Origin of the sequence: Paenibacillus pini JCM 16418, from assembly GCF_000576305.1 — a bacterium.
Lineage (GTDB): Bacteria > Bacillota > Bacilli > Paenibacillales > Paenibacillaceae > Paenibacillus_AQ > Paenibacillus_AQ pini.
On sequence record NZ_BAVZ01000003.1, the window covers coordinates 384241 to 399529 of the forward strand.

18 protein-coding genes are annotated in these 15289 nt (G+C 39.4%); 6 read left to right on the forward strand and 12 right to left on the reverse strand.

The window, feature by feature from the left end; translation table 11 throughout:
* Window positions 1–194 precede the first annotated feature (194 nt).
* Window positions 195–821, forward strand: a complete 627-nt coding sequence (lexA, locus tag JCM16418_RS07100; RefSeq protein ID WP_036647145.1) for a transcriptional repressor LexA — start codon at window positions 195–197, stop codon at window positions 819–821.
* A gap of 197 nt (window positions 822–1018) precedes the next feature.
* Here the strand turns inward: lexA and JCM16418_RS07105 are convergent, their stop codons facing one another.
* From JCM16418_RS07105 to JCM16418_RS07125, 5 genes are all read right to left on the reverse strand, one after another.
* Window positions 1019–2194, reverse strand: coding sequence for a response regulator (locus JCM16418_RS07105; RefSeq protein WP_036647146.1), 1176 nt, complete (start codon window positions 2192–2194; stop codon window positions 1019–1021).
* 3 nt (window positions 2195–2197) lie between these two features.
* The gene (locus tag JCM16418_RS07110) at window positions 2198–4000 is read right to left on the reverse strand and encodes a sensor histidine kinase (RefSeq protein WP_036647147.1); all 1803 of its coding nucleotides are present in this window, start codon (window positions 3998–4000) and stop codon (window positions 2198–2200) included.
* A gap of 67 nt (window positions 4001–4067) precedes the next feature.
* Window positions 4068–4946, reverse strand: coding sequence for a carbohydrate ABC transporter permease (locus JCM16418_RS07115; RefSeq protein ID WP_036647148.1), 879 nt, complete (start codon window positions 4944–4946; stop codon window positions 4068–4070).
* Window positions 4947–4961: 15 nt separating this feature from the next.
* Window positions 4962–5852: a carbohydrate ABC transporter permease gene (locus JCM16418_RS07120; protein ID WP_036647149.1), complete on the reverse strand. Its 891-nt coding sequence runs from the start codon at window positions 5850–5852 to the stop codon at window positions 4962–4964.
* A 97-nt stretch (window positions 5853–5949) separates the two neighbouring features.
* Window positions 5950–7281, reverse strand: coding sequence for an extracellular solute-binding protein (locus tag JCM16418_RS07125; RefSeq protein WP_036647150.1), 1332 nt, complete (start codon window positions 7279–7281; stop codon window positions 5950–5952).
* 219 nt (window positions 7282–7500) lie between these two features.
* Here JCM16418_RS07125 and JCM16418_RS07130 point away from each other — a divergent pair, with 219 nt between their 5' ends.
* The gene (locus tag JCM16418_RS07130; RefSeq protein WP_036647151.1) at window positions 7501–7998 is read left to right on the forward strand and encodes a DUF2243 domain-containing protein; all 498 of its coding nucleotides are present in this window, start codon (window positions 7501–7503) and stop codon (window positions 7996–7998) included.
* Window positions 7998–8807: a cytochrome c oxidase assembly protein gene (locus tag JCM16418_RS07135; protein ID WP_036647152.1), complete on the forward strand. Its 810-nt coding sequence runs from the start codon at window positions 7998–8000 to the stop codon at window positions 8805–8807. Before JCM16418_RS07130 ends, JCM16418_RS07135 begins: the two co-directional genes overlap by 1 nt.
* Before the next feature lie 71 nt (window positions 8808–8878).
* Here JCM16418_RS07135 and JCM16418_RS25280 read toward each other — a convergent pair whose 3' ends face one another.
* The 6 genes from JCM16418_RS25280 to JCM16418_RS07155 all read right to left on the reverse strand — a co-directional run bounded on the left by JCM16418_RS25280 (window position 8879) and on the right by JCM16418_RS07155 (window position 11622).
* Window positions 8879–9028, reverse strand: a complete 150-nt coding sequence (locus JCM16418_RS25280; RefSeq protein ID WP_162832470.1) for a hypothetical protein — start codon at window positions 9026–9028, stop codon at window positions 8879–8881.
* A gap of 108 nt (window positions 9029–9136) precedes the next feature.
* Window positions 9137–9742 carry a M23 family metallopeptidase gene (locus JCM16418_RS07140; protein ID WP_052020102.1) on the reverse strand — a complete coding sequence of 202 codons (606 nt, stop codon included), beginning with the start codon at window positions 9740–9742 and terminating at the stop codon, window positions 9137–9139.
* 157 nt (window positions 9743–9899) lie between these two features.
* Window positions 9900–10034 carry a sporulation protein YjcZ gene (locus tag JCM16418_RS24205; RefSeq protein WP_081765345.1) on the reverse strand — a complete coding sequence of 45 codons (135 nt, stop codon included), beginning with the start codon at window positions 10032–10034 and terminating at the stop codon, window positions 9900–9902.
* A gap of 164 nt (window positions 10035–10198) precedes the next feature.
* Window positions 10199–10882 (reverse strand): SOS response-associated peptidase, encoded by a 684-nt coding sequence (locus JCM16418_RS07145; RefSeq protein ID WP_036647153.1) that lies wholly within the window; start codon window positions 10880–10882, stop codon window positions 10199–10201.
* Between the two features lie 247 nt (window positions 10883–11129).
* A complete protein-coding gene (locus JCM16418_RS07150) occupies window positions 11130–11426 on the reverse strand; it encodes a LexA family transcriptional regulator (RefSeq protein ID WP_036647154.1) in 297 nt (98 codons plus the stop codon).
* Window position 11427: 1 nt separating this feature from the next.
* The gene (locus JCM16418_RS07155; RefSeq protein ID WP_036647155.1) at window positions 11428–11622 is read right to left on the reverse strand and encodes a hypothetical protein; all 195 of its coding nucleotides are present in this window, start codon (window positions 11620–11622) and stop codon (window positions 11428–11430) included.
* Window positions 11623–12053: 431 nt separating this feature from the next.
* Here JCM16418_RS07155 and JCM16418_RS07160 point away from each other — a divergent pair, with 431 nt between their 5' ends.
* Window positions 12054–12236, forward strand: coding sequence for a hypothetical protein (locus tag JCM16418_RS07160; RefSeq protein ID WP_036647156.1), 183 nt, complete (start codon window positions 12054–12056; stop codon window positions 12234–12236).
* A 60-nt stretch (window positions 12237–12296) separates the two neighbouring features.
* The gene (locus JCM16418_RS07165; protein WP_036647157.1) at window positions 12297–12485 is read left to right on the forward strand and encodes a hypothetical protein; all 189 of its coding nucleotides are present in this window, start codon (window positions 12297–12299) and stop codon (window positions 12483–12485) included.
* A 556-nt stretch (window positions 12486–13041) separates the two neighbouring features.
* On the opposite strand, the gene JCM16418_RS24570 is transcribed toward JCM16418_RS07165, so the two are convergent.
* Window positions 13042–13194 (reverse strand): IS3 family transposase, encoded by a 153-nt coding sequence (locus JCM16418_RS24570; protein WP_158442413.1) that lies wholly within the window; start codon window positions 13192–13194, stop codon window positions 13042–13044.
* An 871-nt stretch (window positions 13195–14065) separates the two neighbouring features.
* Between JCM16418_RS24570 and JCM16418_RS07170 the strand changes: the two genes are divergently transcribed.
* A complete protein-coding gene (locus JCM16418_RS07170; protein ID WP_036647158.1) occupies window positions 14066–14410 on the forward strand; it encodes a hypothetical protein in 345 nt (114 codons plus the stop codon).
* Window positions 14411–15289 lie beyond the last annotated feature (879 nt).

Sequence of the window (15289 nt, forward strand, 5' to 3'; positions counted from 1 at the left end):
AACTATATTTTAACATAGATGCGCATCCTCCAAACATTTGTTCTTGTCTTGAAAATAATATAACACGAACACATGTTTTGATCAAGCTTTTTTAGAACAATTGTTCCCCTTATTTATTTAGAACTTATGTTTGTACGAACGGAGGTTCTATGCTATAATTTTACCAAACGTTACTAAAATGGGGTTGATACAGGATGTCTAAGATATCTAGCAGACAGCAAGCTATATTGGAATTTATACGCAATGAGGTCCGCTCCAAAGGATACCCACCTTCTGTCAGAGAAATTGGCGAAGCTGTCGGTTTGGCATCCAGTTCTACTGTCCATGGACACTTGGATCGCCTTGAGAAGAAGGGCCTAATTCGTCGAGATCCTACGAAGCCGCGCGCTATTGAAATTTTGGGGCAAGAAGAATCCGACAACACTCATCTGTTTACACATACGATTGCTAGAATTCCAGTCGTCGGTAAGGTCACCGCAGGTGTTCCAATTACGGCCACAGAGAATATTGAAGATTACTTCCCTCTTCCTCAGCAATTTGTAGGTGAAGAGAAAGTATTTATGTTATCGGTTATGGGAGACAGTATGGTGGAAGCCGGTATTTTTAATGGTGACTATGTTATTGTGCGTCAGCAGCAAACAGCTGACAACGGTGATATCGTTGTTGCCATGACAGAAGAAGATGAAGCAACGGTTAAGACCTTCTATAAAGAGAAGGATCATATCCGACTTCAACCCGAGAATCCTTCGTACGAGCCACTACGTCTTAATCACGTCACGATCCTTGGCAAAGTTGTCGGACTTTTCCGAGATATTCATTAAAGTAAACAAAGTCATCATTGCATGTTTTTCGTAAACCCTCGACCCATCATATATGATGAGCCGAGGGTTTTATAAATTGCATAATTTACTCTCATATAGTTGATCACGACTAAGAGCCGACCAGTTTTACTGGTTGGGCTCTATTATCCTCACATTCCTTGTTACTTCCCTAACATTCCTTGCCTAACTTCTTAAAATTACTGTAACTCTAAAGTACGTTCCTGACGGTACTCTGTTGGTGTGACATCTAATTTTTTGCGAAATACTTGAGTAAAATGCTTAACATCTTGATATCCGACCCGCTCAGATATATCCGCAAGTTTTAATTGTGGATTAAGTAGTAACTGTTTAGCTTGCTCAATTCTCAGATTCGTTACGTACTCTTTGAATCCAAAGCCAGTCTTTTGCTTAAATACTTGACTGAAATAGACTGGATTAAGAAACACGATGGATGCGACCTTCTCCAGTGTAAGGTCTTCGATATAATGCATATTGATATATTGCAAGGCGATTTCTATTGCCCTACTTGATCCGGTGGCATAATATTCGAATTCTTGTGTCACGGACTCCTGCCGCATGCGCTGAACATTATAAGATACTAGATTGAAATCAGCAATTGGATCTGAATGCATCATTTGAAAAGGGACTTTAAGGTATTTTTTCAAATGAATTCTTAGCTCGTCAAGCAGTACCTTCATGCTAATATCTCCATTAATTGAGATCAGACCAAGTAGGCTTTTCATATCAAAACTAACCACAAACCCGTGTCCATGACGTTCAATCAACTCTGTTAAGACATTTTCAATAATAAAATGCTCCAAATGGACCATCCGATCGGTCTCCATGTTAATCATGATCAACTGAAATGTAGGATGTCTCTCCATAAATGGCGCTATATTAATTCCACCTGTATCGAGCCCCGTTGCCCATCGTTGAAATACAGCTTCTCGTACGTATTTTAAATTAGACTTGAGTAGAGAAGCCTCCGAAAGCATCTCGGCCTCACGGTTGATTTCATTACTAACCTCTGTAATCATACGAAGCAGCATATCTTTGCCGATTGGTTTCAGCAAGTAATCCCTTGCACCTAAACGAACAGCCTCCTGTGCATAGGAAAATTCTGAATACGCCGAAATAATTACCCATTTCACATGTGGATAGCTACTTCTGGATAATTGCATCAGTTCCAAACCCGTCATGCCAGGCATTAAAATATCAGTTAGGATGAAATCAATCCTTCGACTCCGAAGCAGTTGCACAGCTTCTTCTGGATTGGCAGCAAGAAAGATACTATGCTGCGGATGAGCTCTCTGCAAAGTACGCTTGATGCCTTCCCGAATAATGGCTTCATCATCCACGATCAGTATGTTCATCCCCTACTCATCTCCTTTTACAGAAATCGCTATCGGAGCAGGTATCGCAACGGTAACCGTTGTCCCTATCCCCTGTTTGCTCTCAACCGTAATTCCATAGTCTTCGCCAAACATAAGCATGATACGTGAGTCAACATTTTGAAGTCCGATGCTTCGGCGCAAACTCTGCTCTTTACTACCGATATTCATTGAAGTGAAGTCTCGAAGGGAACGATTGACTAGTTCAAGCTTGTTGTCATCCATTCCTTCTCCATTGTCCTCAATTCGAATGTACAATTTCCCTTTTTCGAATTGAGTATAAACATGTAACGTGCCAGGTCTGTCTAACGGTTCTAATCCATATTTGACTGCATTTTCAATAATCGGCTGAATCGTCATTTTCGGTAGTATAACATCTAGAAAGTGTTCCTCTACCTGAATATTGGTATGAACCCGATCTAAGAGTCTATTCTCAATTATCGTTAAGTAATGCCTAATTTGTTCAAGTTCTTGGCGCAGCGTCGTAAGGGAAGCTTCCTCCCAATTACTACTGTAACGAAACATCTGTGAAAGGGATAGAACGACATGACTTAATCGCTCATTCCCCTTTTCATCCAACATCCAATAAATCATATCGAGTGTATTGTATAGAAAATGTGGATTGACCTGAGACTGGAGTGCGTGTAATTGTGCATTTTTTTCACTAACGCTTGATAACTTTATCCGCTCGATTAGCTCATCCATCCGATGGACCATCCGGTTAAAAGAAGATACTAGCATGTTAATCTCTTCAAACGATTTCACATTAACAGAGCCGTTAAAGTTCCCCCGCTCCATCTTCTTCATCTCACGAATTAGAAGTTTTAATGGAGATGCAATATTGCGAGATATAATAGAAGCAAGAATCGTTGACAATATAACAACAAATAACACTACAATCACTAGATATTGCCTTGTTTGTACAATTTCTGCGCTTATATCCTGCATCGGTGTCAATCCATAAATTGTCCAATCCGCCATCGCTGTCTTAGCGGCAACTACTAATTGATCCGTATAATATTCAACGATAATGGGTTCTTCCGTTGTGGGTTTCAACAATAATGAAAAATCAGGCCCTTTATCCTTCTGCATATCCGTAGTCGCTATTACCTTATTCATGTTGCCTGTAATATAAACACGACTATTTGGACTAATGCTTGCATTAGATAATGCTCCCATAATGGGCGCTGGATCGGTCTCAATGATTAGAATACCTATGGGCTTATGATCTGTAAGATCATACAGCCGCCTACCAAATACAAATACGGTATCCTCTTGCATCGTATTTAAAGGAGATTTAGAGTATAGACCCAACCAAACCATATTGCCAGAGGAGGCTTGCAGCTTACGATACCATTCGGTATGTGTATAGTTGATGTCGATGACACCAGCAAATCTCTTTTCATAACTGTACACTTTACCACTGTTCGTTATGATATGTATGCCCTCAATCTCATTGCGAGAATAATATGCTGCCCCAATGATATTTGTGATCATTCGCTCATTCATTACGGCTACCGCAGGGTTCGAAATACTTTCTTGCAGCAGACGAGCCAGTTCAAAATTACTGTTCAGTGATTTAGTAACACTGTTATATCCTTCGAGTAGTAGATTGAACAGCCCCGCCGTCTGCGATATATTTTTCTCAGCAATATCTTTAATTTTAGTATGAATAATAGATAACGTTAGATTGTAGTACAAGAGACTAACGAGAATTACCATACTGCACATACAGCATAGAAACAGTAAAAACAGACGACTACGAATTGAACGGAACCCCCGACCCAAAGGCAATATGCTCCTTTCGATTACATGTTATTGGTTCCCATTTTATCATAGGCTCCTTCTTTCCGTCCTAGCCTTTTACTGCCCCAGCAACCATACCCTGAGTAATTTTATCTGCAAGCAAGAAATAGATAATGATCACAGGGAGCGCCCCGAGAACGAGATATGCGCCGATTGCTCCATAGTTAACCGAATATTGACTAACAAAACTGTTAACCCCGAACGGTAATGTCTTGAGCTTCTCGGATGAAATAAACGTCGCTGCCAAAATATATTCATTCCAAATGTTGATAAATGTGAGAATACAGACCGTCATTACCGGCGGAACAGATACAGGCAAGATAATTTTAATAAAAATCCGAAAAACACTAGCACCATCTACGATAGCCGATTCTTCAATTTCATGTGGAATAGAACGCATAAATCCATTCAATATAAAAATTGCGATTGGCATCGAGAAGGCTACATAAGGCAAAATTAATGAGGCATGGGTGTTCAGGATATGCAAATTTTTAAAAATAATCATAAGTGGTAATAAGGTCGCCTGCATCGGAATCATCATACCAATTAGAAAGAGAAGCATAACCAAATGGCCATATTTCCAGCGGAAACGACTGATTGCATAAGCGGCTAATGAACTCAGCAAAATCACACACAACATCGTTACAGAAGTGACGAATAAGCTGTTTAATAAATAACGGAAATAGTTGCCCTCCAGTGCAGCACTATAATTACTCCATTGAAAGGATTGCGGAAACGAGAAAAAACTTGCTGACAGAATTTCCTCATTTGATTTGAGAGAATAAATAAATAACCACAACAACGGGTATACCTGAGTAACAACCAGTACGGACAGAAACAGAATAGCGATGGCTTTGGCAAAGGAAAATCGCTTGCGCAGCGCTGGAACAGCCCGTTTATTCATGACAGCAGTCTGGGATGTATTCATGCGGATTTTCCTCCTTTACGTATATCGCTTTTCTGATTTATTAAAAATCATGTTAATCAGTAGGGTCGCAATCAAACACACAATGACAAGGAAAGCGGCAATCGAACTACCATATCCGTACTTCATCGACAAGAAAGACATGTTATACATTAGTGTGGATATGACATCCGTCGCATGAGCAGGCCCACCGCCGGTCATAACCATAATCATATCGAAGGCTTGAAGTGAACCAATAAAAGATAATACAATCGAAATTTTAAAAATGGGAATGATCATCGGGAACGTAATATATCGATCCGCACTAAAAGCTTCTGCACCATCAATTTTCGCTGCTTCGTAGACTTCAGCAGGAATGTTCATTATTCCAGTAAATTGAATGAGCGTATGGTATCCGAGGTACTGCCACAAAGCTACAAAATACAATGAATACATCGCTACCGATGGATCGGAAAGCCATACTCTTGTCCAAGACTCCAGCCCCACTGCGGTAAGGAGTTGATTTAACATACCGCCCATAGATCCAGGATTATAAATGGTTTTCCATAACTGTCCAATAATAACAACCGATAATATAACGGGTAAAAAGTAACTGGATACGAGGAAATTAGGCTTTCGAATATAGCGACGCAATAAAATAGCAACGAACAATGCCACAGGAATTTCAAACATTGAAAAAACGGCAAACATTAGTGTTCTACGTACAGAAGGCCAAAATAAGGGGTCATGAAACAATAAATTTCTAAAATTATCGAGTCCAACAAATGTGGCTTCACCAATTCCATTCCAATCCAGCAGTCCACTGTAAAGGGATACAAGGATAGGCACAAATACAATACTGATATAAATGAGTAAACAAGGAAGTACAAACGCAGCAATGGTAAGACGGGAAACCTTAAGTACGTTCACTCTCTATCCCTCCTTCTTCTCTGTACAATTTCCGATTTCTGGTCGAGATCATACATATAAAGAGGACAACCTGTGTCCCCTTCATCCGTCATTAGTTTTATTTATTGTTCGCTTCAAAAGCAGCCTGATGCTCTTTTGCTACTTCATCAGGATTTTTTTGCTGTGCAAATAGATTTTGTATACTAGTCAGATGCGCCTGAGCTGTTCCTGGATTCATCGTATTATCAAAAGAAAGGTCTCCACCCTTAACTTCCTTAAACAAACCCAGAATCTCCATAGCGGTATCGGAATAGCCGGCAGCCTTAAAATCACCCTCCACTTTCTGACCAATACCAACTGCACCCTTCGCTGCAAAAGCCTCTTTAGGGAAATTCAGCATGAACCAGTTCAAAAACGCTTTCGTTTCAGGCAAATGTTCGCTATCTGCAGAGATTGCAAATGCACTACCAGGTGCCAGCATGAATTCATCAGGATTACCTTTACCGTTAATGGTTGGGAATTTGAAAACTCCGACTTTCCCATTTACAGAAGACGTTTCAATACCACCTGTTGCCCATGTACCCATGTAATACATAGCTACTTTACCTGTTTTAAATAGGTTTTCACCTGCATTATAGTCAAAAGAAGTTGCACCTTCTTGGAATGCCCCCGCTTGCACGAGATTCTCAAACGCCGTAACTGCTTCTTTGAATGCTGGGTCTTCAAACGTTTTCTTCTTCTCAACTACATCTTGTAGGAATCCTGGGCCGCCATTTGTACGAAGCAGCATGTTCATGAACAAGAATGATCCCGTCCATGTATCCTTTTCACCGATACCCATTGGTTGAATGCCTTTGGATTTCAATGTTTTAACTACTGTAAGCATTTCTTCAAAGGTTGTAGGGACCTTCACCCCCGCCTTTTCGAACAACTCTTTGTTGTAATACACAACTCCAATGTTGTTACCGTCAGGCAGTGCGTATGTGCTGCCATCGAAGCTGTACCAGTCAAGCAGCCCATCTTGGAAAGTCCCTTTAAGGCCATTCTCATCTAGCATGTCATTAAGTGGGGCTAGTAACTTCGCTTCTACAAAAGGCTTCATTTGAGCGGCTGGATTTACAATTGTGATATCCGGAACTTCTTTGGATGCTGCCTGCGTTTTAAGTTTTAGCTTTTGCTGATCGGTGTTCAATGAGTCCAGCTCAATTTTGACATTCGGATGATCTGCCTCATATTGCTTCACTAGTTTGTTCATTAATTTGTTCTTCGGATCTGTTGGATCAGGAAAAATGTTCTGGAACGTAATCGTTACATCCTTTTCCTTGACTGTCTCCGTAGTCGTCGTATTGGTAGTTGTGCTATCTGTAGGTGAGGTTGTTTCTGACTTGGTGCTGCTTCCACATGCTGTAAGACTAAGTGCCAAACTTCCTGTTAGCACAAGACTCATCATTTCGAAGTTTTCCCCATTTCGATATCCCCTTTGTGTTGGTATACCGTTATTATGCATGGAGTTCACATCAAATGGGAGGTGTAAAATAAAGATAAGAGGTTTAAAATATATAGATTTGTTTCACGCTCACACCTCATGGTTTGTATTGGAAAGATATAGGGCAAACTGGATCAGAAGATACAAATTTATTCATATTTCGAACCTATGCGGAGGAAACGTATGTCTTCTGAAATAACAAGATCTAATGATTCGAATCGCGCTCGCTATTCAGCCCGTAATCTATGGACAGGGCTTTTATTTGGACTTGGTGTTGTTGCTTTTATCGATGAAACTGTATTTCATCAACTACTGCATTGGCATCATTTTTACGATAAGTCCACTAGCAACATGGGTTTAGTCTCGGATGGGATTTTCCACGCATTCAGTTGGTTTGCAACCATAGCTTCATCATTTATGTTCGCTGATCTTCGTCGTCGAAATGCCGTATGGCTTACAAGGTGGTGGAGCGGCGTGTTACTTGGGGGAGGGGGATTTCAGCTATATGATGGAATTATCCAACATAAACTAATGAGGTTACATCAGATTCGTTATAACGTAGATATTTACCCTTATGATTGGGTATGGAATATCTCTGCTGTGATCATGATTATTATTGGTATCGTCCTTCTTGTTCGAGCACAAAAGGATTCACAATCACCGCTAGGAGAAGCTTCATAATGTTAGGTCATCATATGCATCACTCAAATGAACAATTAATCGATTATTTCGAGCTTATCTTCATGTTGTTGCTATTTACTTCTTCAGTTGTTACTTATTTACTTGCAGTAAAGAAATCCAATCGCCATTACAAAAAATGGCCACGCAAACGTACAATCTTATGGCTAAGTGGTGTCCTTATCACAGCATCCGTATTTATTGGACCCTTAGCCGAACGTGCTCATACGGATTTCCGCGCACATATGCTTGGTCATTTGTTAATCGGAATGCTTGCCCCACTTCTTCTAGCACTCTCCGCCCCTTGGACTCTCCTTATGCGGACACTTCCAGTGAAGTTAGCACGACAAATATCGAGATTTCTTAAGAGTCAGCCTGTGCTTATTCTCAGTAACCCTCTTACCGCGTCTATTCTATCTGTAGGGGGTTTATGGGTTCTTTATACAACTGACTTATACAGATTAATGCAACAGAACAGCATTCTTCATGTGTTGATTCATGTACACGTATTATTAGCAGGGTACCTGTTTACAGTGTCGTTCATTTATGTTGATCCCACTCCACATCGAACATCCTACGTCTATCGCATGATTGTATTCATCATGGCTTCAGCCGGACATGGAATCTTATCAAAATATATTTATACTCATGCACCTACTCACGTTCTTAAATCAGAAGCAGAATCAGGAGGAATGCTTATGTATTATGGTGGTGATGCTATCGAGCTTATCCTCATCACTTTATTCTGTTATCAGTGGTATAGAGCCAGCCGTCCTCGAATATTAAACATCACGAAACCATCTATAACATAAAAAAGAACTATAGATAAGACCCTATTGGCACATGCCAACAGGGTCTCTTTTATGAGCAAATCAGTATTATTCTAGCATAAGAAAGCTTTAGAGATAATAACGAGCAAGATGAAAAGAACTAAAATTGCTCCTACTCCTCCACCGCCGAATCCGCCAATTCCGCCGTATCCGCCGCCAACACCGCCAACGCCACAGCCTCCACCGTATCCTACTTCACTCATGAGTACACCCTCCTTTTGTTAGCTTACATCATATATTATGGTGAAAAATAACATCGGGAAGGGCTAAATGGCAATTATTAAGTTTCTCTGATGCTATTTAGCTTAATTTTATACATTCTGTTTAGACTGTCCAGATGCTACCCGCAGGACATCAGCTAATCTGCCGATCTCCTTTTTCTCAATAGCTGTCTTTGCAGCTCCCCATGCTGGCTTGAGGTACAATTCAATAATTGTATTTGCATCAGCTTTTTCCATTAATGAAAGCTCCTCTTTTGCATAATAGTCTTGCAAATACTTTGTAGGTTCGACTACACCATTTTCACTTTCCGTGTAACCAAAAGAAGGCGTGTACCATTTTCGGATCTCATAATGTAAATGTTCAGCTGTGCTTAATCCACTACTACCTTGAAGCCCAAGCTTCTGCCCTCTTTTCAACTTTTCCCCTACCTTTACCAATACAGCTGAGAGATGCGCATAACAATGAAGATAACCACGATCGTCCTTAATCGCCACTACAATTCCATACCCTCCGAGTCCAGAACCACGAATACTTTCTTTAGCATGTACAACCTCACCCGCTACAAATGCGTATATCATACGGTCAGGAGCTGATGTAACAAGATCCACTCCTCTGTGGAATTTTTTAACCTGATCCACCGGATGTATTCGATATCCAAACGGACTAGTCAACGCATAACCTGCAAATGGATTCATAACCTAACCCTCCAGTAATGTAAGTTTTCATTATATTTTATTCATTGCGTAGGACAACTTCTTGTGTGTTTGGATAATCGATTTATGTAGATTCTTATACAAAATGAAAAGACCCTGCCAGCTTTCGCTGCAGAGTCATATTTCTGATTAAATATTATTAGATTAAGAATGCTTTAGAGATGATAACCAGCAGAATGAAAAGAACCAATATTGCGCCAATTCCACCGCCGCCGTATCCACCTAATCCGCCACCGTAGCTTCCGCCGCCATATCCGTTTCCAACTTCACTCATGTGTGTTGCCTCCTTTAATTTAAGGTACATCCTATCTTATGAAGTAATCTGGAATTGGTAAGGGCGCATGGGCAACAATATTTTGGAATTAGAATTCAGTACGGTGGCACCTGGCTGGAAATGATGCATATTAAAGTCGTAATGTTATACTCCACCATACTTAGTTATTTTGAATTCAGCGATATCTCTTTAATCAGCCCTGAATCAACATTCCTAACGTTACCCACTTCTTTAGAAACCGCATAGGAGATCATTCTATCTCCTGAATATGGAATCAAAAGTTCAAGAAGGAGATCCTTATTTGTTATTTCTTGATCAAGCCAATTGCTAACACCCGCATCATCTAAAATAACTGGCATTCTATCGTGAACATCTTGAACTATATCATTGGGTTTAGTTGTAATGATTGTACAGCTACGTATTGTATCACCCGCTGGTGATTTCCACTCGTCATATAAACCAGCGAATCCGAATACTTTTTTAGAGTCTAATTGAAATCTAAAGGGTTGTTTATCGGATCCTTCTTTCTTCCACTCATAGAATCCATCAGCCGGTATAACAACCCGGTTGCGAGTGAGCAGGTTACGATATGCAGGTTTTTCTTGTATGGTTTCTGCCCGAGCATTTATCATAGAAAAACCTACTTTAATATCCTTTGCCCAGAATGGAACAAGTCCCCATCTATATTCGCCCAAAACTCTCTTACCTGAAATCTCGGAAATAGCTAAAATATGTTGTGAAGGCGCTATGTTGTAACGCGGTTTATAATCAATATCTTCAGTTCCAATTAAAGAAAAAACTTCAGTAATATCTGATAGGTCAGCCGTTAAAGTAAATCTTCCACACATATGAATACCTCCATTAGTATCATCTCTCTATTAAAAGCTATATTAGATCTTACCCACTTCATCTACATACGTCACTTAAGATATTGTCCAGAATACGTTCAGACTGTAAGAAAGATCATGAATCTGAAGAAGCATCCATTAAAAAAGAAATCCATCTAAGTGGTCTTATTTTTATATTGCATTATTTGATATCATCCGAATGTATGTTGTAAAGATGTATTTACCACTGATCCGTTTACTCCTTTAATTAATCAGAGGTCCAATAATCAATATTACTGGTGGGCTTTACGTACATGGTATGCTGTAACTCTTCTAAAACCCTTCCGTCCCGATCCCATCCCTCTAGAATCTTGATTGTTTGTACATACGGTTTACTTTCCCACTGGATATAGCTCTGCTTTTCAAGCTCCAGAAGGTAATGAGTTATCTCCCCTTTACTCTTTCCGGTCTTCACTTCTAGTTCATGCATACTAGGTAGTCTTCTCCGTCCGCTGGAGTAGTTAAACAAAATACGTAGTACTTTCCGCTCAATGTCTGTTAGCATGCTATGCCCCCTTTTTAACAGGTTGCCATGCCAATATACTATCGAGACGAAACACCCTAGGGGCACCTGTCAGCAAACATTTAGCCCTCACGATCTGCCCTCTTATCGCCTTAACCTCAATTCTCCGCTGCGTGATCCTTCCCTTTCGATCCATATACACAATTTCAAGGATCTGTCCGATGTATTTTTCAGGCATAGCAATCCCTCCAATAAGAACATTTGTTTGTATTATATGCGAACATTCGTTCTTTTATCAATGTAAAATAATTGAATTAAAGGGTTGATTCCTAAGACAAGGGGCTTCATATTTACAATTGCTGGAACTATTTACTGTTTAGTGCGTATCTATCACTAATAGACATAATAAAATTTAATATGAGGTGTCAAAATGAAGTGTGGAAGAATCCAATCAGAACGGCATGCCAACGTTGTCACACTTTTGTCAGATGCCGCACTCTATATCCCTCGCTTATTTATAAAACTATTTAGTTAGGTTGGCGACTTCCCCTCCCTTATGGATGGCTGCTATTAAGTCAATTTACGGCCTTGGCAGGCTAGGTTTATTCGCTCGAATTGTAGCCCTTTGGCCTATTCTTACTAATTCACTCTTACCAAGAGGTGTAAATTATGTTTCCTGAATATTTAGATTCTATAAAAGCCGATGTCTGCAAAATAAAATACGAAGAACTACTTAACGAAGCTATGAACAAATCTCCTCAACATTCTTTTAAAAATAATGTAATAAACACTGTCATCGCTGCTGTGTTAGTATTAGGTTTGCTTTTCTTATTTCTTTGGCTTATCAATTAAAAAGAATTCCTCCAAGATGAGCTTTCTAAATTGTGAATTTCTATAAAGGAGTCGATTTGTATGCCATTGATACTTTTGGGTATTGTTTTAATTGTTAGTGGTCTATATCCGATCTTAAAACCAGCTCCGTGGTGGTTTACCGGATTAGGACCCAATCCCTCATCGGTACCTCGTAAAATTCGTGGAGTATTGACCATAGCTCTGGGCGTATTGATTATCTTGTCTGGTTTGCAGCAGCTGTTTCTATAACTCTACTCCTGCTATAAAGGCTATAGATGGTTTAATTTAAAGGCTTTTGGAGGCTTTTTTCATCAGCTAAGATTTCGGGGGCAATTTCCTGATCAAGCCCCCCTTTAGTAGACATTATAAAAAGACCCTAGGCTGCAAACTGGGTCGGTACTCTACCGGCGTCAGTTTTTTAATTTCCGTTGTGGTCGTTTTCGGTTGTAAAAAGGGAATATTTTTCGATTTTGCTTTGTGCTTCGATAAGGGTTCGGATATGATAAGGATAGAGTCCTTCCGTTTTGAAATGCGAGAAGAAACTCACCATAGAGGTATTGTCATAACAATTTCCTCGGCGAGACATGCTGCATGTCGTGGTAAGCATGAGACGTGTACTGGAAGCCCTGGTCAAGGACTAGTCCGGTCACGTTTTTTTGCTTCGCAAAGGCTTTTCTGAATGTGCGGAGCACGAGTTCATTGTCATTGCGTTCGCCCATTTCTGATTCGGTTTTTCTGCACTGAAGTCCCGCTTCAAGCAGTTCTCTGCTACACGTTGCGCAGGTGCATAAAAGCTGATGGAGCGTCATTTACGACGAATTCGGGCTTGGATACCGAGCACTTGCATCAGTCGGAGAACCTTTTTGTGGTTCATCCAAATTCCTTGATCTTGCCAAAGGAACAATTGGAGCTGTCCATAACCATATTTCCCTTCATAACGTTGATATATTTGAAGCACCAGAGTTTCTGGATATCGCCGTATACCGCAACCTTTTCTATTTTTTGAAATCTTTCTTGTTTGCTTTCTCCTTCCAGATTACCAAGCACTTTTTTAGCAACTCATTCTCCCGTTCCAGTTTTTGTACATAGCGCTCTTGATCCAAGTATTCTTTTCGTCGACCTCGCTGATCCACCAGTCCAAACTCGCCTTGTTCCCGGTGTATTCATGAATCCCCAAATATTCATTTATCTTTTCTGTAAGTCCACCCTTCAACCGTATGCAGACGAATAGCTTCTTTTTTTAACTTCTCTGAATACATTTTTATAATTTTGTCCTTTAATCGCCATAAAAAATGCACCTCTTAGAATTTCATCGGCTAAACCCGGGGATTTTTCCAATGTTTATTCTAAGGGGTGCACTTCATATGCTGGCAGGGTCTTTATCTATTAATTTGCTTCTCTCGAGCTATGCGCACTCTCTTGCGAGGCAATGCTCGTGGAATGGGTTTGCTAGTAAGAATGGCTTTTACTTCTGAATATTCCATACCTTCCTCAATCATTGATGCGATATTCCGTTCAAGTTTTTGAACAGCTTTCAGCTCGTCAAGTTCAAGATAGTCTCTTAATTCATCAGTCTTATCTGAGTCCAGTTCGTCATGTAGCTGTTTGGCTGATAATCTGAATAGTTGTACATATATTAAATTAGTGACATCAACAAGGAACGAGTAATTCTATGACTTTTTAATAATCCATCCATATGCTAACGCTCTCTTATTAATAACTTTTGTACCTCTTTAAAAAAGAGTAAACTCGCATGTTAAATTCTGGTTGTTTTTAAATTATTTACCGTGCTATACTTAACTACATATTAAATTTTAGGAGGTATACATATGAAAAATGCAAGAAAAGTCTTGATCTTATTAACACTTTCATTTTCAATTCTTACTATTTCTTCGCTATCTTCCCAGGTTTTTGCTAATGAAGTAACAACTAATTCTTCCGCTGTGACTCAAGGAGAAATTATTTCAACTGTTAATTACAATATGCTCAGGAATTCATCTGTGAAGCTATTCAATGCCAATTCCAATGTTCAAATTCAGTCTGGCGGCAACCTTATTACAATAAGTAGCAGTGGAGTGGTTTCATCTAAAAATACTCTCGGAACAGCTGTTGTACATCATATTAATCCTAATGGAGATTACGTAAAATACATCATAAATATAAATGCCTCTTAATACGCTTAATAGGAATGATCTCAGATTTTAGATTCTACCAAATTCGCCATCAGCTATCACATTTGTCTTAAAATATCCTTGTTATCGTGTTACCTTGGAGCAACAGGTCCTAACCTGTGCTCCTTTTCTTTACTTATTTATAAATTGAAGAGGGGTAAATGGCTCTTAACGCCTTATTAATTTCTGAACATATAAAAGCATTTGTAGTGTATGCTCCGTTACCTCGGATGCGGTTACGTATGAGTTTTAATGTATTGATTAGCTGTTGTTCTCATCATTCCAGCTTTTACGTAATCTGGATCATCAAGTATATAAGTCACTCTTTTGATAATGCGGCGCCCTGTATATCCAGATAAAAATTCAAGCTGGGTTGATACAATATTCCCTTTATATTTCTGGCCTATGGTAATAATTCTTCTTTTTATCTATTACCAGTGGTATACAGGAGCTAAGAGTAAGATGGCTAAAGTGTTGCTTGTAGTAAGCTTCATTCCAGTAGCTTTTATTTTAATATTCTTTGCTTTTATGTTTTCATTTTCGTACGGGTACAGACCATAAGGTTTGTACTTTTTTTATCTACTGTGTATCAGGTCTAGCCTATATGCTATTCTTGGGATTGTTATCTCTCCCTTAAGTAGTTATAAATTGGTATAATCATTTTTGAGGTGAACATTATGAATGGAAAAATATTTGTTACTATCATGGTTATTGTTTTGCTAGTAATTGGCGCTTGTGCTTTATTTGTAGCGAGTCTTATGACTAGTGTTGGTTGATAATATTGCATTGTTGTGCTCTTCTGTGGTGTGTCATATATTCATTAGGGTTGAACATGTGAATATTGAATATTTTGAAAAATATACTGGAGAGTTTTTATTAAAT

Bases quoted from the DNA above. Each gene is read 5' to 3' on its own strand.
- lexA (WP_036647145.1), top strand. From the start codon at position 195: ATGTCTAAGATATCTAGCAGACAGCAAGCTATATTGGAATTTATACGC.
- JCM16418_RS07105 (WP_036647146.1), bottom strand. From the start codon at position 2,194: ATGAACATACTGATCGTGGATGATGAAGCCATTATTCGGGAAGGCATC.
- JCM16418_RS07115 (WP_036647148.1), bottom strand. From the start codon at position 4,946: ATGAATACATCCCAGACTGCTGTCATGAATAAACGGGCTGTTCCAGCG.
- JCM16418_RS07125 (WP_036647150.1), bottom strand. From the start codon at position 7,281: ATGATGAGTCTTGTGCTAACAGGAAGTTTGGCACTTAGTCTTACAGCA.
- JCM16418_RS07130 (WP_036647151.1), top strand. From the start codon at position 7,501: ATGTCTTCTGAAATAACAAGATCTAATGATTCGAATCGCGCTCGCTAT.
- JCM16418_RS07135 (WP_036647152.1), top strand. From the start codon at position 7,998: ATGTTAGGTCATCATATGCATCACTCAAATGAACAATTAATCGATTAT.
- JCM16418_RS25280 (WP_162832470.1), bottom strand. From the start codon at position 9,028: ATGAGTGAAGTAGGATACGGTGGAGGCTGTGGCGTTGGCGGTGTTGGC.
- JCM16418_RS07140 (WP_052020102.1), bottom strand. From the start codon at position 9,742: ATGAATCCATTTGCAGGTTATGCGTTGACTAGTCCGTTTGGATATCGA.
- JCM16418_RS24205 (WP_081765345.1), bottom strand. From the start codon at position 10,034: ATGAGTGAAGTTGGAAACGGATATGGCGGCGGAAGCTACGGTGGCGGA.
- JCM16418_RS07145 (WP_036647153.1), bottom strand. From the start codon at position 10,882: ATGTGTGGAAGATTTACTTTAACGGCTGACCTATCAGATATTACTGAA.
- JCM16418_RS07150 (WP_036647154.1), bottom strand. From the start codon at position 11,426: ATGCTAACAGACATTGAGCGGAAAGTACTACGTATTTTGTTTAACTAC.
- JCM16418_RS07155 (WP_036647155.1), bottom strand. From the start codon at position 11,622: ATGCCTGAAAAATACATCGGACAGATCCTTGAAATTGTGTATATGGAT.
- JCM16418_RS07160 (WP_036647156.1), top strand. From the start codon at position 12,054: ATGTTTCCTGAATATTTAGATTCTATAAAAGCCGATGTCTGCAAAATA.
- JCM16418_RS07165 (WP_036647157.1), top strand. From the start codon at position 12,297: ATGCCATTGATACTTTTGGGTATTGTTTTAATTGTTAGTGGTCTATAT.
- JCM16418_RS07170 (WP_036647158.1), top strand. From the start codon at position 14,066: ATGAAAAATGCAAGAAAAGTCTTGATCTTATTAACACTTTCATTTTCA.